22 protein-coding genes and 4 pseudogenes are annotated in these 23488 nt (G+C 68.2%); 9 read left to right on the top strand and 17 right to left on the bottom strand.

The window, feature by feature from the left end; genetic code table 11:
- Nucleotides 1-53 precede the first annotated feature (53 nt).
- Complete coding sequence (locus H4Q84_RS20420) at nucleotides 54-641, top strand: TetR/AcrR family transcriptional regulator (protein WP_248580902.1); 588 nt, start codon at nucleotides 54-56, stop codon at nucleotides 639-641.
- Between the two features lie 79 nt (nucleotides 642-720).
- Here H4Q84_RS20420 and H4Q84_RS20415 read toward each other — a convergent pair whose 3' ends face one another.
- Complete coding sequence (locus H4Q84_RS20415; RefSeq protein WP_248580901.1) at nucleotides 721-1116, bottom strand: PaaI family thioesterase; 396 nt, start codon at nucleotides 1114-1116, stop codon at nucleotides 721-723.
- Between the two features lie 717 nt (nucleotides 1117-1833).
- Between H4Q84_RS20415 and H4Q84_RS20410 the strand changes: the two genes are divergently transcribed.
- From H4Q84_RS20410 to H4Q84_RS20400, 3 genes and pseudogenes are all read left to right on the top strand, one after another.
- A complete protein-coding gene (locus tag H4Q84_RS20410) occupies nucleotides 1834-2079 on the top strand; it encodes a hypothetical protein (RefSeq protein ID WP_248580900.1) in 246 nt (81 codons plus the stop codon).
- A gap of 54 nt (nucleotides 2080-2133) precedes the next feature.
- A pseudogene (locus tag H4Q84_RS20405) lies at nucleotides 2134-2523 on the top strand (HAD family hydrolase); the annotation flags it as partial.
- A gap of 152 nt (nucleotides 2524-2675) precedes the next feature.
- Nucleotides 2676-2810: pseudogene (locus H4Q84_RS20400) on the top strand (transposase); the annotation flags it as partial.
- Here H4Q84_RS20400 and H4Q84_RS20395 read toward each other — a convergent pair.
- The 3 genes from H4Q84_RS20395 to H4Q84_RS20385 form a co-directional block, all read right to left on the bottom strand.
- Nucleotides 2785-2988 (bottom strand): tyrosine-type recombinase/integrase, encoded by a 204-nt coding sequence (locus tag H4Q84_RS20395; protein WP_248580898.1) that lies wholly within the window; start codon nucleotides 2986-2988, stop codon nucleotides 2785-2787. The pseudogene H4Q84_RS20400 and the gene H4Q84_RS20395 sit on opposite strands and share 26 nt — an antisense overlap.
- A 234-nt stretch (nucleotides 2989-3222) precedes the next feature.
- Entirely contained in the window at nucleotides 3223-4302 is a 1080-nt protein-coding gene (locus H4Q84_RS20390; RefSeq protein ID WP_248580897.1) for an ABC transporter permease, read from the bottom strand.
- A 378-nt stretch (nucleotides 4303-4680) separates the two neighbouring features.
- Complete coding sequence (locus H4Q84_RS20385; protein ID WP_248580896.1) at nucleotides 4681-5529, bottom strand: helix-turn-helix transcriptional regulator; 849 nt, start codon at nucleotides 5527-5529, stop codon at nucleotides 4681-4683.
- A 138-nt stretch (nucleotides 5530-5667) separates the two neighbouring features.
- Here H4Q84_RS20385 and H4Q84_RS20380 point away from each other — a divergent pair, with 138 nt between their 5' ends.
- Entirely contained in the window at nucleotides 5668-6447 is a 780-nt protein-coding gene (locus tag H4Q84_RS20380; RefSeq protein ID WP_248580895.1) for an NAD(P)H-dependent oxidoreductase, read from the top strand.
- Between the two features lie 857 nt (nucleotides 6448-7304).
- Here the strand turns inward: H4Q84_RS20380 and H4Q84_RS20375 are convergent.
- The 7 genes from H4Q84_RS20375 to H4Q84_RS20345 form a co-directional block, all read right to left on the bottom strand.
- On the bottom strand, nucleotides 7305-7901 hold the full coding sequence (locus tag H4Q84_RS20375; protein WP_248580894.1) for a hypothetical protein: 597 nt from the start codon (nucleotides 7899-7901) through the stop codon (nucleotides 7305-7307).
- A gap of 42 nt (nucleotides 7902-7943) precedes the next feature.
- Complete coding sequence (locus tag H4Q84_RS20370) at nucleotides 7944-8300, bottom strand: hypothetical protein (protein ID WP_248580893.1); 357 nt, start codon at nucleotides 8298-8300, stop codon at nucleotides 7944-7946.
- A 5-nt stretch (nucleotides 8301-8305) separates the two neighbouring features.
- Complete coding sequence (locus H4Q84_RS20365; protein WP_248580892.1) at nucleotides 8306-9013, bottom strand: hypothetical protein; 708 nt, start codon at nucleotides 9011-9013, stop codon at nucleotides 8306-8308.
- Complete coding sequence (locus H4Q84_RS20360; RefSeq protein WP_248580891.1) at nucleotides 9010-10476, bottom strand: TraM recognition domain-containing protein; 1467 nt, start codon at nucleotides 10474-10476, stop codon at nucleotides 9010-9012. The genes H4Q84_RS20365 and H4Q84_RS20360 overlap by 4 nt, the downstream gene beginning before the upstream one ends.
- Before the next feature lie 726 nt (nucleotides 10477-11202).
- A complete protein-coding gene (locus H4Q84_RS20355; RefSeq protein ID WP_248580890.1) occupies nucleotides 11203-13032 on the bottom strand; it encodes a peptidoglycan DD-metalloendopeptidase family protein in 1830 nt (609 codons plus the stop codon).
- Complete coding sequence (locus tag H4Q84_RS20350) at nucleotides 12960-13376, bottom strand: single-stranded DNA-binding protein (protein ID WP_248580889.1); 417 nt, start codon at nucleotides 13374-13376, stop codon at nucleotides 12960-12962. The genes H4Q84_RS20355 and H4Q84_RS20350 overlap by 73 nt, the downstream gene beginning before the upstream one ends.
- 146 nt (nucleotides 13377-13522) lie before the next feature.
- Entirely contained in the window at nucleotides 13523-13981 is a 459-nt protein-coding gene (locus H4Q84_RS20345; RefSeq protein ID WP_248580888.1) for a hypothetical protein, read from the bottom strand.
- A 309-nt stretch (nucleotides 13982-14290) separates the two neighbouring features.
- On the opposite strand from H4Q84_RS20345, the gene H4Q84_RS20340 reads away from it, so the two are divergent.
- Together H4Q84_RS20340 and H4Q84_RS20335 are read left to right on the top strand one after the other, a co-directional pair.
- Nucleotides 14291-15679 (top strand): ParB/RepB/Spo0J family partition protein, encoded by a 1389-nt coding sequence (locus H4Q84_RS20340; protein ID WP_248580887.1) that lies wholly within the window; start codon nucleotides 14291-14293, stop codon nucleotides 15677-15679.
- Between the two features lie 80 nt (nucleotides 15680-15759).
- Nucleotides 15760-16983, top strand: a complete 1224-nt coding sequence (locus H4Q84_RS20335) for an IS1380 family transposase (RefSeq protein ID WP_282580279.1) — start codon at nucleotides 15760-15762, stop codon at nucleotides 16981-16983.
- Nucleotides 16984-17053: 70 nt separating this feature from the next.
- Here H4Q84_RS20335 and H4Q84_RS20330 read toward each other — a convergent pair whose 3' ends face one another.
- Nucleotides 17054-17368 (bottom strand): transposase, encoded by a 315-nt coding sequence (locus H4Q84_RS20330; RefSeq protein ID WP_282580278.1) that lies wholly within the window; start codon nucleotides 17366-17368, stop codon nucleotides 17054-17056.
- Between the two features lie 363 nt (nucleotides 17369-17731).
- Here H4Q84_RS20330 and H4Q84_RS20325 point away from each other — a divergent pair, with 363 nt between their 5' ends.
- Nucleotides 17732-18427, top strand: coding sequence for a hypothetical protein (locus tag H4Q84_RS20325; protein ID WP_248580885.1), 696 nt, complete (start codon nucleotides 17732-17734; stop codon nucleotides 18425-18427).
- 73 nt (nucleotides 18428-18500) lie between these two features.
- On the opposite strand, the pseudogene H4Q84_RS20320 reads toward H4Q84_RS20325, so the two are convergent.
- The 4 genes and pseudogenes from H4Q84_RS20320 to H4Q84_RS20305 form a co-directional block, all read right to left on the bottom strand.
- Nucleotides 18501-19148: pseudogene (locus tag H4Q84_RS20320) on the bottom strand (IS256 family transposase); the annotation flags it as partial.
- 39 nt (nucleotides 19149-19187) lie between these two features.
- Nucleotides 19188-19391 carry a sulfotransferase gene (locus H4Q84_RS20315; RefSeq protein ID WP_248580884.1) on the bottom strand — a complete coding sequence of 68 codons (204 nt, stop codon included), beginning with the start codon at nucleotides 19389-19391 and terminating at the stop codon, nucleotides 19188-19190.
- Between the two features lie 172 nt (nucleotides 19392-19563).
- Entirely contained in the window at nucleotides 19564-20571 is a 1008-nt protein-coding gene (locus H4Q84_RS20310; protein ID WP_248580883.1) for a hypothetical protein, read from the bottom strand.
- Entirely contained in the window at nucleotides 20568-21971 is a 1404-nt protein-coding gene (locus H4Q84_RS20305; RefSeq protein WP_248580882.1) for an FAD-binding oxidoreductase, read from the bottom strand. Before H4Q84_RS20305 ends, H4Q84_RS20310 begins: the two co-directional genes overlap by 4 nt.
- A 264-nt stretch (nucleotides 21972-22235) precedes the next feature.
- On the opposite strand from H4Q84_RS20305, the gene H4Q84_RS20300 reads away from it, so the two are divergent.
- Entirely contained in the window at nucleotides 22236-23006 is a 771-nt protein-coding gene (locus H4Q84_RS20300) for a hypothetical protein (protein WP_248580881.1), read from the top strand.
- Nucleotides 23007-23063: 57 nt separating this feature from the next.
- Here the strand turns inward: H4Q84_RS20300 and H4Q84_RS20295 are convergent.
- Nucleotides 23064-23378: pseudogene (locus H4Q84_RS20295) on the bottom strand (hypothetical protein); the annotation flags it as partial.
- Nucleotides 23379-23488 lie beyond the last annotated feature (110 nt).

The raw sequence follows: 23488 nt of genomic DNA, 5'->3' as shown, positions 1-23488 counted from the left end.
TCAAAGTAGTGGCACGCGTCACTATGAGGGGTCCGCCTGACTACAGTCAAGGGGTGACTGGTCAGGAACATCGGCGACACCGGCGGCTCGAGCGTCCGCGCGAGCGCGTGCTCCAGGAGGCCTGGGACCTGCTGGCCCAGAAGGGGTTGGCCGACCTGAGCCTCTCCGAGCTGGGCCGTCGGCTGGGCACCAGCGCCGGCCATCTCTCCTACTACTTCGGCAGCAAGAACGGGTTGCTCCTCGACCTGCTGCGCTGGAGCGAGGACGATCTGAGCGAGCAGCTGAGCGTCGTACTCGCGGCGGACGCCCCGGCCGAGGAACGCGTGCACGGCCTGTGCGAGCTGTTCCTCCCCCGCGCCGCCGGCGACCCGCGGTGGCTGCTTTGGGTCGAGCTGTGGCCACGAGTGCTGCGCGAGCCCGCCCTTCGCGAAGCGCAGCAGGAGCTGGACGCCGCCTGGCGCGACGCGCTGGCCACACTGCTTGCCGAGATGACCGACGAAGATGTCGAGCCGATCGCCCAGCGCATGCTGGCGCTACTCGACGGCCTCAGCGTCGCGCTGCTGACCGGCGAGCCCGGACTCAGCACCGAGGCAGCCTGGGAGCACGTGCGCGCGCTGCTGCCGAGTCAACGGATCAGCTGACTGGCCGACGCGAGGCTGATGCTGGGTCGCGCAGCGGATCGTCCCGCCGGCCAGGAAGGCTGACCTGTCGTGTGGTGCGTCAGGGTGCGTAGAGGTTCTGGATGCGCACCTGGCCCCGGGCGACGAGCTTGGCGTCACCGTCGGAGACCGTCTCCACGAGCCACAGCTGCTGCGAACGTCCACGGTGCAGGGGAGTCGCTGTCGACCTCATCGCACCCTCACTGACCGCCTTAAAGAAGTCGGTGTTGTTGTTCACGCCGACCACCTGCCCACGACTGCCGAGCCACACCGCGGCGCCGACGCTCGCCAAGGTCTCGACGACACTGCAGTGCACTCCCCCGTGCACGATTCCGAAGGGCTGGTGCAGCTTGGGCAGCGCCTCCCAGGTTGCGACGACCCGGTCCTCGGTCACCTCGGTCAGGCGGAGGCCGAGATGCTCCGCGAACTGGCCGCCGGGAAGTTCCGGGTCTGACATGTCTCCCAGTCCAGTCGGCGTCACACGGGAGTCTGGCGTGGGGTTCTGGTCCATGCACCCCAGTCTCTCCTGCATGCCCGGCCGCTGTCGTCAGGGTCCGTCGTCGGGCGTCTGCGCCGCCGAGGATGCGGGACAACAGCAGTTTGCCACCTGCCCCGAGCATCACGCCCCAACCACGCTCAACCTTGGACACGCCTGGCCTCGCGCTCAAGGTCGCCTCTCCTACCCCTGCTGAGGGATGGGCGACCAAGCTCGGAGCGCCCCGACCCACGGGGTTGCCTGGCCCGCCGTGCTGTGGTCCAACCGCGATGATGTCCCCAATCGACAAGCACATCCTCGCGCCTGGTGACCCGACCTCTGAAGCAAACGTCGGCTGCGGGACCGGACCGACTTCCTGCTCCTTTCTCGAGGCCGTCGGTCGTCCTCGTCGAGGCGGAAGCCGAGCAGCTCGGCCCACTCGCCGTGCCCGGCTCTCATGGGCCTGCCCTGCCTGTTGACGCAGTGCTCTTCACCTGTTCGCTGTCGCTGATGGGTGCCTGGGAGGCGCGTGGCGTCGGGTCCGTCTTTCCTTTCGGATGGACGGTGCCAACATCAACGCGCGACCGTGGACGGTGCTCGACACGACAGCCGCTGACGTGCATTCATGGAGCCTGCGTGGTGGCCATGTCCAGGTGTGCGTCGGAGCCCTCTGACCCACGACCACGCTTGAGGAGTGTCATGTCCATCTCGCAGCCCGCACTGATCATCTTCGACGTCAACGAGACGCTCTCCGACATGTCCCCGCTCCAGCAACGCTTCGAGGAGATCGGACTTGACGCACGCGAAGCAGCCGCCTGGTTCGCGACCTTGTTACGCGACGGCTTCGCCTTGACCGTCACGGGCGCAAACCCGTCCTTCGCCTCGCTGGCACGCGGATCACTCGAGGTCTTCCTGGCCGGCCACGTCCCCGAGGAAGCGCTGTAGCACACCGTCCGCCATCTCGTCGACAGCCTCAGCGGCCTCGGTGTCCACGATGACGTTGTGGACGGAGTCACTGCCCTGGCCGAGCAGGGCCGACGGCTCGTGACGCTCAGCAACGGCGGAACCGCAGTGGCGGAGGCACTCTTCGCCGCAGCCGGGTTGCGCGACCGTTTCGAGCAACTGCTCACGGTTGCGGACGCACCCCGGTGGAAGCCGGACCGGGAGGCCTACCACTACGCTCTGAGCTGCTGTGACCTCGACGAGCCGGGCGAGGCCATGCTGGTCGCGGTACACCCCTGGGACATCGAAGGAGCGCGCAGCGCTGGCCTCAGTACGGCGTGGATCAACCGGTCGGGGGCCCGCTACCCGGCCTATTTCGGCCGGCCCGACCTCGAAGCCACGTCAGTTCTGGACTTGGCGCGTCAGCTGGTGTCCGGGCCGGCGTGAGCCGGTCATCAATCAATCCCTTCCGTCCGCGGGTGGCAGCAGCCCGATGTGCTTGATCGGCGGCGGTCCGCGTGAGGTGAGGGCGGGAGCGGCCGCAGGGGCCCCACCGCTCATCTCAGGGAGTCACAGCGACGAGGCTGCGTTGGAGCCCCGACACGCGAACGACCGAGGGCAACGGGTCGCGTCCGCGGCTGGTCACCACCCAGTCCGGCGATGTCGGCCTGCGCATCCCCAAGCTCCGCAAGGGCTCGTTCTCCCCCGTCATCCTCGAGCCGCGGCGCCGCCTCTGTAGTGCTCGATGGTCACCTTGGGATCGATGTGGCCGAGCAGTTCGGCCGCACGGTTCACGCTGGCCTGATCGTTGATCACCGTCGCCACCGTGCGCCGGAACATGTGCGGGTGGTCACCGGCGATGCCCGCGTCGCCCAGAACCTTGCGGAGTCGGCGCTGCACGTTCGCCGTCATCAGCGGGGGCGGCCTGGCACGCAGCTCCGCCGCGGTCTGTCCCTCGGGGGTGACTGGCTTGGAGCACATGGCTGCGCGGATGACGATGCGACGGCGCGACCCCGGAACCTGGGCATGATGTCCGGTCGCTGCGCTCGGCAGCGATGCGACGGGAGTTTGTTGAGACGGCAGCGGCCGGGTGTCTTCCTCGACGCCCTCAAGCTCACGTCGACTGCTGCGCGACCTCGTCGCTGATCATGGCGCGGCACGAACCTTCGTGCTGGGCAGGGCGTTGGTGATGAGGACGACGACAAGCCCGACCACGGCGTAGCCGGCGAGTACCGAAGCCGGGCCCGCAACGGAGGCGTCGGGGAAGTAGAGACGCTCGCGGATCAAACTGGCACCTGACCCGGGTGGTAGGGCTTGTCCCAAGACGCGAGCCCAGGACGGGAGGAACTCAGGGACGACCGAGGAACCCGAGATGACGATCCCCACGAGGAAGTACAGCGTTCCGAGCATCGCTCCCCCAGGTCCAAGGAGCGCGACGGCTGCAGCGACCGAGCAGCTGAGGGCAAGTGAGAGCAAGGCGAACGAGGCGAACAGGGAAAGCACCTCGCCGGAGGGAATGACGCCGAAAAGGCTGGCCCCCACGGCGACCGCCGCGGCGGAGACGATGCCGTACAAGACGAGAACGGCGGCGTGCACGAACCCGCGGCGGGCCGAGCGCGTCGTGTGCACGCCAAGCTTCCCCAGCTCGATGGAGGCAATGGTGGCGCCGATGGCGAGAACCTGGACGAGCAGGCCCAATGAGGTGCCTCCGCGGTCGGCATCGGGCAGCGGCACCAGATCGGTGACCGACGGCGGCTCGGTCAGTTGCTCGACGGTGTCCGCGGGCACAGGTCGCCCCGCCGCGACGAGCCGCTGGACCTGGTCGGCGCGCCGTCGCTCGACGACCTCTGTGAAGGTGTTGCGGATCGCGGTCGCCGCACTCGTGCCTGCGGCCGAAGCGAGGTACAGCTCGGGCTGCTCACTGGTGAGGTCTACTCCTCCGTAGATGTCCTTGGCCCGGACCGCGGCGGTGAGGGCGGGTTCGTCGGTGAATCGACGGGCAGCGAAACTGCCCCCCTCCTCAATCTGAGCCTCGACCTCTGAAGCCATGGCGTCGGTCGAGATGTACCCGACGGGAAGGTGGTGCGGCCTCGGGCTGTGCGCCGCACCGAGGTAGTAGATGATGAGGACGACCTGTACCAGAGCACCGAAAAGCAGTACTCCGACGAGGGTGCGCCGCACCAGCCAGCCGGTCGTGCGAGCCTGTCCTGACGACGACTTCTCCACACCGACCTCCTTGGACTATGAGATCGCCGCATCGCCCATCGGTGATGGCGAGATTGGCCCTCACAGCGGCTCCCGGTGCCTGTCGGTCATCGCTGCGAACATCAGTCAACCCGAGACCTCGCCAATCCCGGAGCCCGGGGTCGGGGGCATTGCCCGAACAACTGGCTGGTGACAGTTGCTCAGGCGCTCATGGGGCTCACCTTGACTGTGACGGGTTGAACTGGCCCCGGAGCGACGCTTGAGTTCTAGTCATCGTCGAGCGCCAGCTTATTCACCCACTTGGGTGTCGGTAAGAAGCTTGTCGCGGCCGCAAAGTGGGCCTGGGACCGGAAGCCGTCAGTGTTGAGACGTTCCCGGAGGTGAGTGTGCGTCGTTGAGCTACTCGCGGACCTGGGCGCTCACTGTGGGGTGCGCGTTACGGCTGTCCGCGCCCAGGCCCGCGAGCAGGCGCAGCCCGTCGTCGGCGGGGCTGCCGGGGGCCGCGGACAGCACCAGCAGCTCCATGCCTGATTCGTCCGGTAGTGCGAAGTTCTCCTGGTGCAGTTCCAGCAGTCCGACCAGCGGGTGCCGGTACGCCTTGCGTCCATGTGTGCGGGCACGTACATCCGCGCGGGCCCAGAGGCGGCGGAAGCGCTCGCTGCCCATCGCCAGCTCGCCGATGAGCGAGGCCAGGCCGGTGTCCTCGGGGTATTTACCGGCGGATAGGCGCAGGTGCCCGACCACGTCGAGGGTGCAGTTGTCCCAATCCGTGTAGAGGCCGCGCTCGGTCTCCTCAAGGAAGATGTGCCGGGCGGTATTCAGGCCCGGCATCGGCCGGCCGAAGAGGAGCCCGGCGAGGCGGTTCCCGGCGAGCACGTCCAGCCGGTGGTCCATGATCAGCGCGGGCGCGTCGGCGACCATGTCCAGGACGCGCAGAAGCTCCGGCCGGACCCGCCCGCCCGGCGCTTTCGCGCGGCGGCGGCGCTGCCGGGCGAGCCGGTAGAGGTGCCCGCGCTCGGTCTCGTCGAGGTCGAGGACGCGGGCCAGCGCGTCGAGGACTTGCTCGGACGGCTGGGTTGCGCGGCCCTGCTCCAGGCGTACGTAGTAGTCGACGCTGACTCCGGACAGGTGCGCGACCTCTTCGCGGCGCAACCCTTCGACCCGGCGGCGGCTGTCGATGGGGATGCCGACGGTGACCGGGTCGACCCGGGAACGCCGGGTCGACAGGAAGCCCGCAAGATCGTCCACGCATCCAGTATGGCCTTGGTGGTGCCCGTGAAGGTGGTCCTGCCGTTCCTAGGAAGTCCCGTCCGATGGAAGCGGCGCCCCTGAACGCCGGGCGCCGCAGCGCCCAGGATCGAAGGCACCCGATTCAAAGGAGCTCCCATGAAGACGCTGATCGTCTACGCCCACCCGGAACCGAAGTCGCTCAACAACTCGCTGAAGGACCTCGCGGTGTCCACATTGGAGACCGCCGGGCACGAGGTACGGGTGAGCGATCTGTACGCGATGAACTGGAAGGCGGTCGTGGACGCCGCGGACTACGGCCCCGACGCCTCAAGTCCGCTGAAGGTCGCCCTGGACTCGGGCCGTGCCTTCGACGCCGGGACGCTCACCCCGGACGTCTCCGCCGAGCAGGAGAAACTGCTGTGGGCCGACACGATCATCCTCCAGTTCCCGCTGTGGTGGTACACGATGCCCGCGATCCTCAAAGGGTGGGTGGACCGGGTGTTCACCTACCATTTCGCGTACGGCGTCGGCGAGCACAGCGACACCAAGTACGGCGAGCGCTTCGGCGAAGGCACCCTCGCGGGCAGGAAGGCCCTACTGTCGGTGACCGCCGGCGGCCCAGAGTCGCATTACGCCGCTCGCGGGATCAACGGCCACATCGACGATCTGCTGTTCCCGATTCACCACGGCATTCTCTACTACCCGGGCATCGAGGTGCTGCCGCCGTTCGTGCTGTACGGCACCGACCGGATGACCGGCGAGGGGTACCCGGACGTCGCCAAGGCCTGGGAGCAGCGCCTGCTTACCCTGGAGTCGACCGAGCCCATCGCGTTCCGGCGGCAGAACTTCGGTGACTACGAGATCCCCTCGCTGCACCTGAAAGAGGGACTGGAGCCCGCGAGCCGCACAGGTTTTGGGCTGCACGTGCGCGGCTAACCGCCGACGGCGGACAGGACGAGTCGGGGCGCGAACCCGAGGAGCGGCCCGATGGCCGTGGCAGCCGTGAGGGCGAGCGCCGACCGGCCAGGGTATGCGGGCGGGTTCCGCGGGCGTGCGTGCCTGCCGTCGTAGAAGAGGAGCCGTGAGCGGGACGGCGTGGCCTTAATCGTTTGCCGGTTGTCTGCTCGACGATCAGCACTTCGATCGTGCGTACGCGAAGATCGCCGATCAAGGTCGAGACCACTGGGCCGACCCACGGCGGACGCGACTCGGAGAGACGAACACCGAACATGAAGGGCGAGGCGTGTACCTGCTCGACCCGTCCGGGCACTACCTGGAGCTGATCACGCGGCCATATAGGTGTGGTCACCTTCTCTGGCCCCGGTTGAGTGCCTGATCGTCACGAATGTTGGCCCCGGCCCTGGGTAGTGGTGCCGCTGGCTGGGTGGGATGGCGTGTCGTCGCGAATGTTGGCCCCACCCCGGTTCGGATCTTCATGTCGATGTCGTCGTCGTGGAGGTCTTCAGGTGGGATCACGAGTGGAGTTGTTCGAGCAGATCCGTCGTGATCGGCGGCTAGAGGAGATGTCGATCCGCGAACTCGCGGATCGACACGGGGTGCACCGCCGCACGGTGCGCCAAGCGCTCGCGTCATCGGTGCCGCCACCGCGACAGACGTACCCGGCGCGGGCACGGCCGGCGATCGATCCGTGGCGGGAGGTCATCGACGGGTGGCTGATCGGCGACCAGGCGGTCCATAGGAAGCAGCGGCACACCGCTCGACGTGTCTGGCAGCGGCTCGTGGCCGAGCACGGCGCGAGCGTGTCGGAGGTGACCGTCTCGCGCTACGTGGGCCTACGCAGGGTCGAGCTGGGGATCGTGGATCAGGAGGTGTTCGTCGCCCAGGAGCATCCGCCCGGCGCTGAGGCCGAGGTCGACTTCGGTGAGTTCCAGATCGTGCTGGACGGGGTCGTGGTGAAGGTGTGGATGTTCGTGATGCGCCTGTCCTGTAGCGGGAAGGCGTTCCACGTTGCCTACGGCAACCAGGCCCAAGAAGCATTCCTCGAAGGACACACGGCGGCGTTCGAGCACTTCGGTGGCGTGCCGGGCCGGATCCGCTACGACAACCTCAAGCCCGCGGTGACCCGAGTGCTGAAGGGCAGGGACCGCGAGGAGTCCGAGCGGTTCATCGCGTTGCGGTCCCACTACGGGTTCGACTCGTTCTTCTGCATTCCCGGCAAACAGGGCGCACACGAGAAGGGTGGTGTGGAAGGCGAGATCGGCCGGTTCCGCCGCCGCCATCTGGTCCCGCCACCGAAGATCGCGACGCTGGTCGAACTCGCCGCTCTGGTCGCAGCCGGCGATGTCACTGATGACGACCGGGTCATCACCGGCCGCACGAGCACAGTCGGTGCCGCGTTCGCCACCGAGTGCGCCGCCAGCATGGCCCACATCTTGGTCGTGGGCACGCTCCCGGTCTGTCGCCGCGTGGACTCAGTCTCCATGAGCTCTCTCTCCTGGGTCGGTCTTCGCGGCGTCCCGGTCGACGTTCCCGTAACGAGAGAACGTCGGGCCCTGCGCCTGAGTCGGTCCGGCATCGAGGTCGGCAACAGCACCCGCGGCACCTCGTGCGCCTCGGAGCTCGGCGACACTCGGGACGCCGTAGCGGCGGGCGGCCATGGTTTCCGCCTTGATGACCGAGTCCCAGACCCGGCTCCCGTCACCGGCTGCGTAGCAGGCGTTGAGGTGCTCACGAGCTTGCCCGAGCTCCTGCTTGCAAGAGCGCGGGTGCTCGGCGAGGGCCTGGAGTGCGCGCTGGGCGCGTCCGATGGCCGCGGTGCGCTCGTTCATCCGCATCAGTCCCGAGGTCCCTTCTCGGTCCGGGTGGTGCGGGGCGCGCTGTCGAGCGAGACGTCCTTGTGGACCTCGCCGGTGTCCAGGTCGACCAGGCCGAGGCGGGGCGGACCGGGGACCCCCTGCGTTTCGCAGGTTCCCCGGCTGGCCGGGAGCGCGTCGACGTCCTGGGCGTAGGCGTCCTCGCGGCGCTGGGTGGTGGTGTCGGAGGTGTGCTCGTTGTGGCGCGGTAGGCCTGGCCAGCGCTTGTGCTCGTCGTCGCAGTGGGCGCGCAGCCGGTTGCGCAGCCGGTCGGCGAACGCGGGCAGGCAGTAGCGGTGCCACTCCTCGAGCGCGTCGCTGGTCAAGGCCATCCCGGCGCGCCGGCGCTGGTCTGCCAGGACGGCGAGCTCGTGCGTGACGTGGGGGTGCAGCGGCCAGCAGGTCGGGATGAGTCCGGCGACGTCCCACGTGTACTCGCGGTTGAGCCAGATCACGACCTCCTCGAGCCACTCCCAAAGGTCGTACCGCAGGCAGGGGTCCACGCAGGTGGCCGGCTCCCAGGGCCGGGGCAGCAAGGCCGGGTTGCCCAGCACGTTCTTCTCCTCCTCAGTGCCGTTGATGGCGAGGTGGATTTCGCGGTAGGCCAGGCGGACCAGCTCGCCGGGGACGGGGAACGGGTGGAGCATCGGATTCGGGGTGGCCCGGCGAGTCTGCGGGTCGGTGGTCACTGCTCGCTCCTGTCGTCGTCGACAAAGCCAAGCCGGCGAGCCTCGGCGAGCGCGGCGGTGGCCCGCGCCTCGGGCGTGATCACCATGGGACGGTCCGTGGTGAGCCTCTCCTGCAAGGCTCGCTGGTCGGCGAGCAGGCGTGCGCCGGCCTTACCCTCCACGCAGCGGTGAAGCTTGGCGATGATCGGCTTGCCGTTCTCGGCGATCACCAAGGCCTGCCGCTCGGGTAGTTGGCGCACTTCCTCCGGCCGGAGGATGGGGATGTCGTCACCGGACACGCTGCGGCCGCCGCCGCTGAACCCGCCCGAGGAGTGGGTGACGCGACGGACGCGGACGGTGCCGAGCAGGTCGGAGATCTCCTGGTTGAACGCGACGTCCTTGGAGCCGCCGAACATGATGAGCTCGTTGGTCAGACCCAGGAGCGCGCGCGCCTCGTGCTCACCGAAGATGCTGGTCAGCTGAGGGCGTGTCTGAGCGGCCCAGATGAAGGACAGCCCCATGGCCCGCTCGTTGGCCATCCGGGTGCGCAGCGTCGGAAGCGGCGCTGTGGAGGGCAACTCGTCGAGCACTGAGAGCAGCGGTGGGCACAGTCGGCCGCCCCACGGGGAGTTGTTGGCCAGGACGAGGCCTGTGTCCAGGACGTGCTCGGCCACGGCGGTCATCAGCGGGCTCGCGCTCGCGTAGGGGTCCTCGCGGCCGAGAAGGTAGATGGTGCCGCGGCGGCGGATGACGTCGGCCAGGTCGGTGGCGGGTCGGCCGTGGCTGGGTATGCAGCGGCGGCGGATGTCGGCTTGGAAGAACAGGCTCACCGCCTGCTGGACGGTGGTGGCCGTGTTGCCCGCGGTGCGGTCATCACCGTTGAGTGCCCCGTGCAGCAGGCCGTGCCAGAACGGCTCGGCGTGGGGGTGGCGGCGCAGGATCTCCATGGGTTGGCTGGCGGCGGCCGGATTGGCGACCCACTGCAGGACGTCCTCGAGGGTTTTGCCGGTGAGTGCAGCGGCGTGGAAGTAGCCCTGCAGAACCTTCGCGGACTCGGTGGCGTAGAACCGGGCCGCGTCGTCGCCGGTGCCCCCGCTGATCGCACCCTTGACGGTGCCGGCGGTGAAGGCCTTGGCGCGCCGCTCGGCGATCTTGGGGTCGACGCAGCCTGCCACCGGGTCCCAGATCAGCTCGTCGACGAGACCTTGGGTCAGGCCGAAGGGGTCGAGCACCACGCATGGTCGGTGGTCGCGGGACCTCTCGGTGAGGCTCAGCAGCAGGTCCTCGACCTTGGTGAGCGTTACCAGCGCCGCTCCAGGTGCACCCAGGAGGGCGGGGGTGAGCAGGTCGAGGGTCTTGCCCGAGCCCTGCGGTCCGATCACGCCTGCCGTGCGGTCCCACGGCACCCACAGCTGTCCTCCGCGTGGCTCGTGGGCGTCACCGATGCGCCATCCCACCGCCTGCGGGTCGAACTTGCCCCTCATCGGTCTCTGGCCTCTCCGCGTCCAGGGCGTCGCGCCAGCCATGGGCTGGTTGCCGCCGCGCCGTCGTGGGCCGCGACCACGACCCCGGCTTCGTGACGGGGAGGGGGCTCGGGCCTGTCGGCCGGGCGTGCCCGCTTCCCGTGAAGGTCTGGGCGGACGAGGGGCGCGACTCTGCGCAGCCGGCTGACACCCAGGAGCGACTCGGCCTCTGTACGGCTGGCCACTCCGCGTACCCGATTGGGTCCGTAGCGTCGCCAGCCGTACCCGAGGGTGAGTGCGGCTGTGGTCATCAGTGCGAGCTCACACGCACCCATGCACAGCCAGAGGAGCACGGGTCCTGCGAGTGCCGTGGGGTCCGCGGCGGGGAGTCCTGCGCCGGCGTCACCGGTGAGGATGCCGGGGAGGCTGGCCCAGAACGCTGCACCGATCGGGGAGGGGGCTGTGGCGCCCTGGTCGGGTGCCGGCCAGGTCCAGCCGGCCCCGGCGATGAGGTTGGCCAGGCTGCGCCCGAGTTGAAGGCCCACGAGCACGACCAGCGCGAGGACCGCGCAGATCCCGACGGGGAGCTCCCAGGACCAAGGGTGTGGATCACTTCGCCGTTCACGCTGCATTTTGCATCGTCTCCTTTTCCCTCCTATGGCCACGGTGGCGGCCCAGCGATCACTCAGCAGGTGGCCCTCACGGCTTGGTGGGGCTTTGCCTGACCGTCAGGGTCGGGCCGGCCTGTCAGTTGGGGGTGGTGGTGGCTTCGATGTAGGGGTGGTCGCTGATGCGGCCGCGTGGGGTGTTGTCGACCTGGTGGTTGCTGAAGCTGGTTCCCGTGCCGAAGATCCAGTCGATCTGCATGTCCGGTGGTGGTTGGCATCCGCCGGCGCCGTTCGAGCCGCCGGCGGAACTGGTCAGCAGACCGCCGGCGGTGGCGGGGCAGAACGCCTGTTCGCGGTCGTTGAGGTCACCGACGAGGAAGGTGGCGAAGCCGGCGCCGCGTTCGCGGGCGACGGCGTCGCGCTCGCGAGCGATGGCCTGCGCCCGCCACTTCGCGGTTGGGCCGCGGGCGTCGGCGGGGTTGTGGAGGTTGATCACCGAGATGAGGCGTCCGCTGGACCGGTGCTTGAGGCGCACGATGGGCATCTGGCGGATCTGCCCGCCGAAGTAGGGGATGGCCACGGTGCCCTTGGAGTGCAGCTCGAACGCCGTACGTCGCCAGATCACGACGTTGTCTTCGACCCCGGCGCTGTCCCAGGTGTCTCCGGCCAGCTGGCGCAGCACGGTCGCTTGGGGTGCTTGGAACTCCTGCAGCCCCACCACGTCGGGTGCTTGGGTGGCCAGGAGCTGGGCGAGCCACTTGGTGCGGGTGGCGCTGTCTGCCCAGCCGGGCCGGTCTCCGCCGGGCACGGTGTGGGAGTGCCCCAGGGCGTTGAAGGTGGCGATCACGAACGACCCCGGCCCGCCGCCCAGGCTCTTGCCGACGTTCTCGGCCAGCCAGGTGGAGGGGTTGACGTTGTCGGGTCCGTAGATGGGTCCGTTCTTCTCGTGCACCTCGAAGTGGAGGTGACACCCGGTAGGTCCGCTCACGTTGCCCTCGGCTCCGACTTCACCGATCTGTTGGCCGGCCCGCACCGGCTGGCCGTCTACGACCGTGAGCTTCTGCATGTGGGCGTACCAGGTGGTCAGGTTGGTAGGTCCCGTGCTGACCTTGACCAGCCACGGCCCCGACCACCGCTGGGTGGTGTCGATCTCCACGGTCCCTGCGTGGGCGGCGAGGACCGGGGTGCCACAGGGCACGCTGAAGTCGGTGCCGGTGTGCCAGCTGCTCCAGCTGCGACCTGCGGAACCCCAGTTGCGGCGGTCGGTGTCGGCCAGGTCGGCCGGCACCGGATACACCACGGCGTCGCCGCCGCCGCCGCCGGCGACCGTCTGGCCGGCACAGACCGCGGCCGCCTCGACTTCGGGGCCGGTGACCGGGGTGCCGTCGGGGATCACGTTGATGTGGACGTGGTCGACGTGGTTCTCGGTGTCGCTACCTCGGTCCGCCATGGGTCGCCAGCCCTCGGGGGCTCGTTCGACCGACCAGATCCGCTGGTGCCAGATGATGTAGTCGATGCCGAGACCGGCCGCGTTCTGAATCGCGTAGGCGGCGAGCGCCTCGCCTTGCGCGCGGCCCGCCGCAGTCACCGGGACCATGAAGTCAGCGGCGAGACCCGCCGGGTGCCCCTCGGGGTCGCGGGCGCTGGCCCGGTACCCGCCCACGGTGGTGATGGCGAACTGTGGCGCGAGGACCTCCACGAGCGCGCGCAGCCGCGGTGTCACCTGGCCCAGCCCGTACGGGTCCGCCGTCGACGCGCTCGACGAGCCCGATGACCTCTGAGCCGGTGCCTCACCCTGAAGCGAGCCGGCGACGGGCGCCGCACCATCTGGCTGCCTGGGCGCGGGCGCCTGTCCCGGTGCGCATCCCGCGGCCGCGCCAGTGACCATCGCGACGATCACCCCGGCGCCGATGACCGGCGCCAGCACGAACACCGCGAGCACGAGGACGACTGCGAGCAGTTTCTGCATGGTCGTCCCGGTTCGTCTGCGCCCGCCCTCAGGCGGCTGTCAACCACGACCACGTCCTTGGTGCGCTTCTCCCCGGTCTCCTTGTCGCGCCAGCTCTCGGTGCGCTCCAGGCCGTGCACCACGATCGGGTCCCCGGAGCCGCAGCTGTCGTGGACGTGCGGGGCAGCAGAGCCGTAGACCTTGACGTTGTGCGGCGTCGGCTCGTCGTTGCCCCACTCCCCCGCATCGTTCTGGATCCGACTGTTCACCAGGACCCGGCAGCTGACGAACGGCTTCTGGTCGTGGGTGTAGAGCAGCTCGGGGTCCTCGGCGAGGTTCCCCGCGAAGGTGACGGTGGTGGACATGGCACTCCTCCTAGGTGTTGGCGGAGCGCCGCGATAGCGGGCCCGCAGTTACCTAGGTCCGATCCAGCCCCTCCAGCGGTCACTTGTGCCGAAATTCGGCCGCGCCCGGTTCGGGAGCCGCCGCCCCGTCACTGTGGGCGCAACGTTCAGTCCTGGAGGGCAGGCCGACGCCGCGGCGGCCGGTTGCTGAGCTTCAGCGGTGGCGGGGGGAGCTCGCGGCCCAGCCGCCGGCGGGCTTGGTCGGCGGCCGCGATCACGGACTCCTGCGCGAACACCGAGCGCGCGATCACGCGGCCGAGCTCCTGACGGTCCGCCACGACCGCGTCCTCGACCGCCCCGATCGTCGACGCCGGCAGATCGTGCTTCTTGTTGAAGCCCTTCTTGCTGCTCACCTGAGCCGGGTGCTGCTCGGCGGCCGCGGCGAGGTCAGCGCGCTGCTGCGGTGAGCGTCTCGCGTGCAGCTCGAGCGCCCGGGCGAGCCAGCCGACGAAGGCGTCCGGGGACTTCGGGTCGGTGTCCAGGTCGGCGATGTAGGCGGACCTGGCCAGGTCCCAGATTCCAGGCTTCCAGTAGATCCCGACCGGAGTCGTGGTTCGGCTCGTCACCGGGTCACTCCCCTGCCCACGTGTGACGTCGTCGAGCTGCACCGGCTAACACCAACGCCGCTGCATTCCCGGTCCGGGCCGTAGTCAGCTGTTCCCACCGTCGCGCCTTCCTTCTGATCGAGCATCCAAGGGGAGCAGTCGCGTCGCGCCACCACAGTCGCGGCGGCGTCGCGTGAGCGTGGATTTCCCCACCCTCGCGAGCCGTTCCCACCTTTCCACAGGTCGGGTCCGCAGCCGGTGAGCGTCGGCCCCTGCTGGCAGTCTAGACCTTGTCAGTTCTTTCTATTCTACTCCACGGAGGGCAGCCACATGACCGACACCATCCAGACGCCCACCGAGACCGCCAACGAGGCCGACGGGTTCGTGCACATCGACCCCGCCGCCATCATCATCGGCACCAACGTCCGCACCGACCTGCGCCCCGATCACAAGGAGTTCCGCAAGTCGATCAAGGAGCGCGGCGTGCTGGAGGCCGTGACGGTCTACCGCGACGAGGACGGCCACTACGTCCTGCTGCGCGGCCAGCGCCGCACCGTCACCGCCACCGAGGTCGGCACCCCGACCGGCCTCATCCCGGCCAGGGTCGTCACGCAGCCCACCGACGCCGACCGGATCGGTGACCAGATGGTCGAGAACATCCACCGGGCCGGGATGCGCGAGGCCGAGATCGTCGCGGGCGTGGAGCAGCTCGCCCTTCTTGGCGTGAGCGCCGCGCAGATCGCCAAGCGCACCAGCATCGACCGCCCGACCGTGAACGCCGCCCTGGTGGTCACCAAGGCCGACCAGAGCCGCAACCGGCTCGACTCCGGAGACCTGACCTTGGAGGAGGCCGCGATCTTCGCCGAGCACGACCCCGAGGCCGTCGAGCGCCTGGAGAACGCCAAGCGCTACCGCCAGTCCCTGGCCCACGCGGCTCAGCGCCTGCGCGACGAGGCCGAGGAGCGCGCTGCCGATGCCGCCGAGGTCGAGCGGCTCCGAGACGAGGGCCTGCCCGTCCTGACCGCCGAGGAGGTCGCGGAGGCCGAGCAGTCCGGCGAGGTGCTGCGTATCGACCGGCTGGTCACCGCCGATGGTGAGCCGGTGGCGCAGGAGGAGTGGCCGAACGTCCCCAGCGCCCGCGTCCGCGTCGTCAAGGAGTGGGTCTACCCCGAGGACGAGTACGACGAGGCCAGCGAGGACGGGGCCAACGAGGAGGACGGCGCGGACGAAGGCGACTACGAGCCCGCCGAGCCCTACCAGCAGTACGTGCCGGTGTGGGTCGTCACCGACCTCGCCGCATCCGGTCTGCGTCGTCGCCACGGCGCGGTGTGCAGCACCGGCACCGGCACCGGCACCGGGGACCAGGGCGAGAGCGACGAGGAGGCCGAAGTCCGCCGCCAGGAGCGCCGCCGCGTCATCGCCAACAACAAGGCCTGGGACAGCGCGGAGACCGTGCGACGCGAGTGGCTGGCCGGGTTCGTGTCCCGCAAGACGGCCCCGAAGGGTGCCGAAGCGCTGATCTGCGAGGCCGTCATCACCGGCCAGCACTTCCTCTACAAGGGCATGGAGGCCAACCACCCGCTGCTGCGCACGCTGCTCGGCACGGGCGCGGACAAGTCCCGGTGGGACTCGGCGGGCGAGGTCGCCAGCATCGCCACCAAAGCCAGCACCCCTAAGCCTCGATCCACCGATGAGCTTGAGGTTGTGAGCGCGTCGTGAAGTGAGAATGCCCTTACGTGCTGGGAAAATCGGACTTCTTCAGGGTCCCAATTCTCACCAAGACGAAGGGCATCTCGTAGATGCAACTTTGCCACACGCCCCGTGCCACGTCGGCAGTGTTCGATGATCCCAATCTCGTGTCGTCGGCCGGGCTGGTCCCGGTCCTCGCGCTGGCCCGATCCGCGGGACTCCAGGAACTGGCCCAAGCCCACCTCACTGTGCCGACCGACAAGGGCGCGAACGCGGGGTTGAAGGTGTCCTCGCTGGTCGCCGGGATGGTCGCCGGCGCGGACAGCATCGATGACATGGCGCTGCTCCGTCACGGCGGGATGGGCCGGGTGTTCACGAACGCCTACGCGCCCTCGACGCTGGGTTCGTTCCTGCGCACGTTCAGCTTCGGCCACGTCCGCCAGCTCGACGCTGTCGCCTCGAGGTTCTTGGCCGGGCTGGCCGAGCAGGCACCGCTGATCGTGACCTCACCTGACACCAGCGAGCGGGTGATGATCGACATCGACGACACCATCGTCGAGGTCCACGGGCACGCCAAGCAGGGCTCTGGCTACGGCTACTCCGGCGTGCGTGGGCTCAACGCGCTGCTCGCTGTCGTGTCCACGAGCCAGTCCGCGCCGGTGATCGTGGCCCACCGGCTCCGGAAGGGATCATGTGGTTCACCGCGGGGCGCGAAACGCCTGGTCGCCGACGCGTTGAAGACCACCAGCAAACTGCCCGCCAAGTCCGATCTGCGCCCGATGCTGCGAGCCGACTCCGCGTTCTACGGCGCCGAGGTGGTCAACGCGGCGTTGCGCGGTGGCGCCGACATCTCGGTCACCGTGCGAATGGATCCCAAGGTCAAGGCGGCGATCGCCACCATCGGTGACGATGCCTGGACCACCATCGAGTACACCGACGCCGTCTTCGATGAACCCACCAACACGTGGGTCTCCCGCGCCGAGGTCGCCGAGATTCCGTTCACCGCGTTCACTTCCAAGAAGAAAGCCGACCAAGTCACCGGACGGCTCGTGGTCCGCCGGATCCCCGACCTCAACACGTCCGCCAAGAATGGTCAGGAGACGTTGTTCGTTGTCGTCTTCCACCGCTTGGGGCAGATCCCGCGCAGCCCGAGCCTGCGCATCGTCTTCGCGACGGTCTTGCGCGAGATGGTCTCGCCGTCCTCGCGGAGGTCGACCAGGATCCGGGTTGCCCCGGAGACCTCGTCAGAGTCCCCGTGGAACCACGTCACCTTGGCCGCGATCCGCTCAGCGCGAACCGCCCGCTTCGAGGGTCCTCGCTTGGCCCAGGCGTAGTACCCGGACCTCGAGACCTCCAGCAGCCGCGCCATCCGGGAGATCGTGTGGTTGCTCTTCTCCGCGTGCATCAGTTCGAACGCTTCACGTTCGTATCCGAGGCTTCCTGGGCGAAGAAGAGAGACGCTTTTTTCAAGAACGCCCGGTCCAACTTCAGTTCGGAGTTCTCCTTGCGCAGCCGAGCCAGCTCGGCTCGCTCAGTCTCGCTCAGCGCGCCGTCACCGACGTCCTGACGCTCTTTGAACGCATTGACCCACCGGCCCAGGGTTGACTCCTGGATACCGAGCTCACGAGCGACCACAGCAACCGTCCTGCCAGTGTTGATCACCAGCTTCACGGCCTCGTCCTTGTACTCCGCGCTGAACTCCCGACGCTGTCTTCCCATGACGTAGATCCTCTCTTACGAGGTGTCCACCATCCGGGGTCAAGGCCAGACAGCCTCGTCCTTGTACTCCGCGCTGAACTCCCGAAGCTGCCTTCCCATGATGCAGATCCTCTCTTACGAGGTGTCCACCGTCCGGGGTCAAGGCCAGTCCTCGATGCCTACAGCCGACGGACCACCGCAGTCAGTTAGGTGCCACCGCAACTGGAACCCAAACGGTGGGCAGGTCACCGCTGTCACGAGTCCGTGCAGCAGACCCGAGCGATACACCCAGTCATCGTGGTGTGATGTAGACATGTCCCGGAGAAAGCACACGCTTGCTCTATATGGCCGCACCCGCACTACTCGCCTAGGAGGGGTGGCTGCATGACTCGCCAGAGACGCAACAGCCCAGAGTTAGACATTGACGCGCTGTCCACTGAGGTGTCCGTCGCGCTGGAAGCAGCCATTGGAGGGGCGAGCATCACCCTTAGCCGATCAGGCCTCCCCATCGGAACACTTGAGTTCTGCTCAAACGTGCTCGAAGGAACTGTCATCAACAGCCCAGCGCAGCACGACTCAACCGCTTCCACCCCGGACGGTGTCACGGTCATCGCCACTGCGATGCGGCTGTCAGCCACGGCCCGTCGCCGCCTGTCCGACGAGTTCGGATCGGACTACATTGTCCTTGACTTCCACGAAGCGCCTACCAGCACCGACGTGGTCCTGACGAATCCCGTCAGCCCCCAATTGCTCGGAATCCTGCGACAACAGTTCCCCCACGCGCGAGTGGTGGTCACCGAGATCGAGGACGAAGAACTGGGGGTCCGCTACTCGGGTCCAGTCGGCCGCATGCTCGACGCGGGAGCAGCCGCTTATCTCCCACCCCGGCCGATTGCAGAACTCGCGGCCAACGTGCATAGCTACCTCACGGAGGGCGGCACGCAGGTGCTCGAATCTGGCGACCCGGCTCGCCCGACCCTTCCGACAACGCCAGCACGCCAGAGCGAGTCCCAAACGCATGAAAGCGATTTCCCTTCTGCCGCAGAGCATCAGATCGCATGTCTATCGATTTTGGCGTGAGAGGATTGCGCCGCGTGCACAGTGAAGCGCCCAGGTGGGACTGTCTCAGTAACGGTGTTTCCGGCGGTTTTCATTAGTAGGTCTCGGCTGCCGGCCAGCGGTCGGCGAAGGTGATCGCGAACGCGTTGAGCGCTGGCTTCCACCTCATGGTCCATCGTGCCCTGCCTTGACCGGTCGGGTCGAGGGATCGGGTGACCAGATACAGACATTTCATCGCGGCCTGCTCGGTCGGGAAGTGCCCCCGAGCCTTGACCGCACGGCGGTACCGGGCGTTGAGCGACTCGATGGCATTCGTGGAGCAGAGCACGGTGCGGATCTCCACGTCGTAGTCCAAGAACGGGATGAACTCTTCCCAGGCGTTGTTCCACAGCCGGATGATCGCCCCGTACTTCGACCCCCACTTCTCGCTCAGGTCCTCCAACGCGGCCCTGGCTGCGGTGGCGTTGACGGCGGTGTAGATCGGCTTTACGTCGTGCTTGAGCGCGTCCCAGTCGCGTCGCGACGCGAGCCGGAACGTGTTGCGGATCAGATGGATGATGCACGTCTGAACCGTCGTAAGAGGCCACACGTTCCCCACGACCTCGGGCAGGCCCTTCAGGCCGTCGCACGCCACGAAGAAGGTGTCCTTGACGCCGCGGTTGCGTAGATCGGTGCGCACGCTCATCCAGAACTTCGCCCCCTCACCACCTGTGCCTGCCCACAAGCCCAGGACGTCCTTCTCTCATCGAGCCCGCCGAGTACGCCGGGAACCAAGCGTTGGCTACCGGCCATTCGCGACTGGACCGGATTGAAGGTGGCCTTCGCGTACGGGCTGCGACGACGTGAGCTCACCAGGGCCGCGCACGTCTCCCTCGTCGCCCCAGCTGAGCTGATCGGGATCGCCACCGTAGGCGCCCCGCTGGTGGACGATGTTGGCGATCATCGAGGTGCCGCTGCGGCCCATGCCCACCATGAACGGGCGCATGCGTTGCCCGATAGTCCAGTCCACCGTCGAGCTCACTTTCGGTCAGGGATGAAACCCGTGCTCGCGTGCCGTGGAACCATTTCTCGGCCGGGGAGTTCCTGAACAATCGACAGGGTGGTCCAAAGCAGCCTGGGCGCTGTCCGGCCGGTCGACGTTCTCGGTGGGTCCGCCGCTAGACGATGTCGAGGCGGTCGGGTGTTAGGTCCGGGTGACTTGACACCAGCAGCTGGAGGGCCTCGTCGAGCACGTCCTGGTCAAGGACGCGGAGGGGAGTGTCCTCCCACGCACCGTCCGGAGTCCTCAGATCCGCGAGGTCACCATGGATGTGCGCACCGCTGCGTTGCAGCGCCTCGATCCGCCGGGAGGTCTCGGTCTCGATCCACCCGCGGCCGGACGCCGGGAGCCGTATCTCTCGCCTGGGGTCCGCGGCTCGCAGCCGAGGGAGCAGGGAGCCATTGATCAGCCGGCGTTGGGCCCGCACGTGCTGCGTTGATGACGATGTCACGTTGAGGCGCCGAAGCAGTTCGGCCTGGACCCGGTCCAGGGATTGGTTCCTAGCCGCACCGCCCGTGTGCCAAGAGGTCGTCTCGATGCCCAGCGCCCTGGCGAACCTACCCAACAGCACGGTTGGTTCGGCACCGCGCGGCGGAACCGTGACCACATGGATGCGCGTGGGAGGTACGTGGGCGAGCCATCGGTCGACGATCAAGGAGGCGTCCGTCCATGGTGACCTGGTCTCACACTCGGCCACCACGAAGTCGCTCAGGCTGGTGTCGGGATAGACCATCTTGATCTTCTCCTGCCACAGCGAAGACAGGATGGTGGCCAGACTTCTGGCCATTACCACGACGTGCAGTCGGGCGGGAGCCAGGGAATGCACGACCTTCGCGACGTGGTCCGCGGTCGACCAGCCCAGGACCTCGTGCGATATCACGGAGGGGCCGTCGTGACGGGCCACCCGCTCGCACACCTTGTCCCAGACTCCTTCCGACTCCGGGATCTCGAAGTGGATGAACGCATGGTCCTGCATGTCTGTCGTGGCCAGCCACATCTCATTGGGGTGCTCTCCGGGATGGTGGTATCCCTGACGAGCGAGATCGTCGCGGTTGCGCCACAGCAGGTCCTGTAGATAGGTCGAGCCTGTCTTTACGGGCCCGACATGCAGGTACACATCCTTCATGGAAGCGAGACTAGACCGCCGCCAGGACGGGGCGGCCCGGTCCAATGACAGGGCGGTGCCACCGTCTCAGCGGCTTGGTCCGGGACGCCGAGGAAACCGGGGAAGCGTCGTTCGGGGTCGCGGTCGTCGCGCACCTGCTGGTAGCGCTGCCATGCGGCGTCCGACATCACGCGGTCGCTGCGGGTGGCGAGGTCGCTGTCGCCGAGGTAGCAGCCGGCCGACGACGGGACGAGGTCCGCCATCGTCCGGGCCAGCCAGTCCTGGCAGCGGGCGTCACCGGAAGGCATGTCCGAAACTACGTAGGCGGCGAAGTAGAGGTCGGTGTCCACCGAAAAGGCCATGTCCGAACGGGCCCGGCGCGCTGCCGGGCCCAGGTCGCCCAAGACCGTGAAGGTCAGTGGCGTGGGCAGCGAGCCGTAGGTCGGTGCGAGCGCCCGGCACCAGTCGTCGGCCGGACCGGTGAGGAACGCGTTGTCGACGTGGTAGCGGTGTCCCTCCGGGTTGGCGTCGTCCTGGGCAGCGAGGAGGTCGGCGAACGACGCCCCGAGGGTCGTCTCGCGCGACAGGGCGCGCTCCAGAACCGGGGAAGTCTCGAGCGCGTCCAGCGAGCCCGCGTGGCCGTCGAAGGACAGCGCGTCGACCACGACGACCTGGCCGAGGCCTGGGACCGTGCACCCGACGAGCGCGACCTCTACCTCTGCGGGAACCGCGTGGCGGCACTCGGCGTACCAGGACAGGACCTCCGGTGCCATGTCGACCGGATAGGTCCAGGTGGCATGTGTCAGGTGCCGGAAGCGTGGCCGCGTCCGGAGGCGGAAGGAGGTGACGACGCCGGCGAAGCCGGGGCCCGAGCCGCGCGCCATCCAGAAGAGGTCGGCGTTCTCCTCCTCCGAGCAGCGCACCAGTTCTCCTGACGCGGTGACCACGTCGACAGACTCCAGGTGCTCGACCGCCCAGCCCCAGCCGCGCGTGTTCCAGCCCAGTCCGCCCTGCAGGAGGAATCCGGCAACGCCCACCGAGGGTGCGTGCCCGACGGGGAAGAACCGGTCGTGGCGTGCGAGGAAAGGGTCGAGGTCGTGCCCGCCGCGGGCGCCGGCACCCACCGTGGCGATGCCGGTGGATGGGTCGTAGGCCAGGTCGCGCAGGTCGGAGACATCGATCAGGAGGGCCTGGTCGCGCAAGGACCATGCGGTCCAGCTGTGACCACCGGCCCGCACGGTGACCTGCCATCCCTCTTGGGCCGCCAGCTTGACGCCCGCGACGACGTCAGCGACGGTGGCGGCCCGCACCACGGCTCGCGGTCTGCGCGACGGGACCCGCTGGTTGAACAGGCCCGCGACCGACGCCTCTTCGAGTCCCGCGTCACCAGCGCGCCACAACTTCCCGTCAAAGGGGTCCACAGGCCCACGTTATGTGGCGCGTGCGGCGCGCGTACCTGTCATCCGTCAGGTCCCCTGCGGGTCGTCCACAGGGCTTCGCCACGCCCGAAACTAGGGCCGGAAGGACTGTTGACTGCACCTGTACTGTCAGCCGGGCTTGTGGTTCGGAACGGGCCTAACCACGCTCAGGGGGAGCATCCAATGCGGGAATTGTCACTCACTCATGCACGCACTGCAACACCTCCGCCGGTCGTCCCCGCGCCGGACTGCGTCAACCCTTTCAGGGTGCATACGCCGTCGTCGTCGCGACCGGCGCCGGCCGTCGGACCCACCGCGACGATCACGTGGGTGCAGCCGGCAGGCCCCGGTGACGGCCCGACCCGGCGTCGCACCGACTTGTGCGAGGGTGAGAGCGCCGACTTCGGGCGCGACCGCTTCTCGGGAGCCTTCAAGCTGGGCGCACAGCCCCTGTTCGGCTCGTTCGAGGTCGATGACGACCGGTTGATGATCTCGAACTACACAACTAGCACCACGTTCGTGATCGAGAACCTTGAGGGCGGCAGCGAGCTGGTGAAGGCCCGCCCGCGACACCTACGCATGTCGGTCCCCTTCGAGATGTCCCGCATCATCATCCCTGCCGGGATGGACGTCTTCGAGTTCACGGCGTTCGGCCCGGAGCCGCAGATGCTGGACGCCGAGCACGCCATCGACTACGGCAACGTCCCGCTGGCGCGCCTGGACACGGCCAGCAAGTACTTCGCGGTGCTAGTCGCGCTGTGCGAGCCGAGGCTGCGCGGCAACTCCATGGCAGCCGTCCCGTCGGTGCAGGAGCTCGTGGCGCGGCTACGGGGCACCGACCTGTTCACCCTGCCCAGCCGCAGCAGCATCAATTACCACATCGACTACCTGGTCGAGCAGAAGGTCCCCGTCACCCAGTGGGCCAAGTACGGCGACGACGGTCGGCGACACTCCAAGCGCGAGGCGCTTGTCGCGTTCGCCATGCGCTTCGACCTGGTCTCCGAGGAGCACCTGGACCTGCTGCCTCGACCTGCCTGAGTCCGCCTCAGCCGATCTCCGTGACGACGCCAGCGAGGATGTCGGCCGTATGGCGCACTCGCGGGACCCATCACCCTCGTGGGTCTCGAAGTACAGCGTCGTGACCTCCTCGAGGACCAGGCTGGCCGGACCAGGGCGGGCGCGCTTCGCGCACGCGAGCCGCTGGCGCCACTCAGTTTTGGCGTAGACCATTAGGCGACGGTTCAACGTGGCGTAGGAGGCAGGCACGAGCCGGCTTCCCATCCGCCAGGACACGATCGGCAGCTTGATCCCAGGATCAAGCTCGTCCTGGTCGCCGGCGAGTCGCTTGGCCGCAGCGATCTTGAGCGCCGCGACCTCCTCGTCGGTGTGCGCGGACCCGAGATGCTCGATCCCTTCCGCGACGAATGCACGATCTGGTCCGCGATCGCTCCCGACGAGGTTCTCACCGTCTGGACGTAGGCCACTGGCACATACGATACGAGCACTCGGCCAGTGCGCAG

The organism is Nocardioides sp. InS609-2, from assembly GCF_023208195.1.
In the GTDB taxonomy this organism is placed as follows: domain Bacteria; phylum Actinomycetota; class Actinomycetes; order Propionibacteriales; family Nocardioidaceae; genus Nocardioides.
This window is presented reverse-complemented; position numbering and strand designations above follow the sequence as displayed.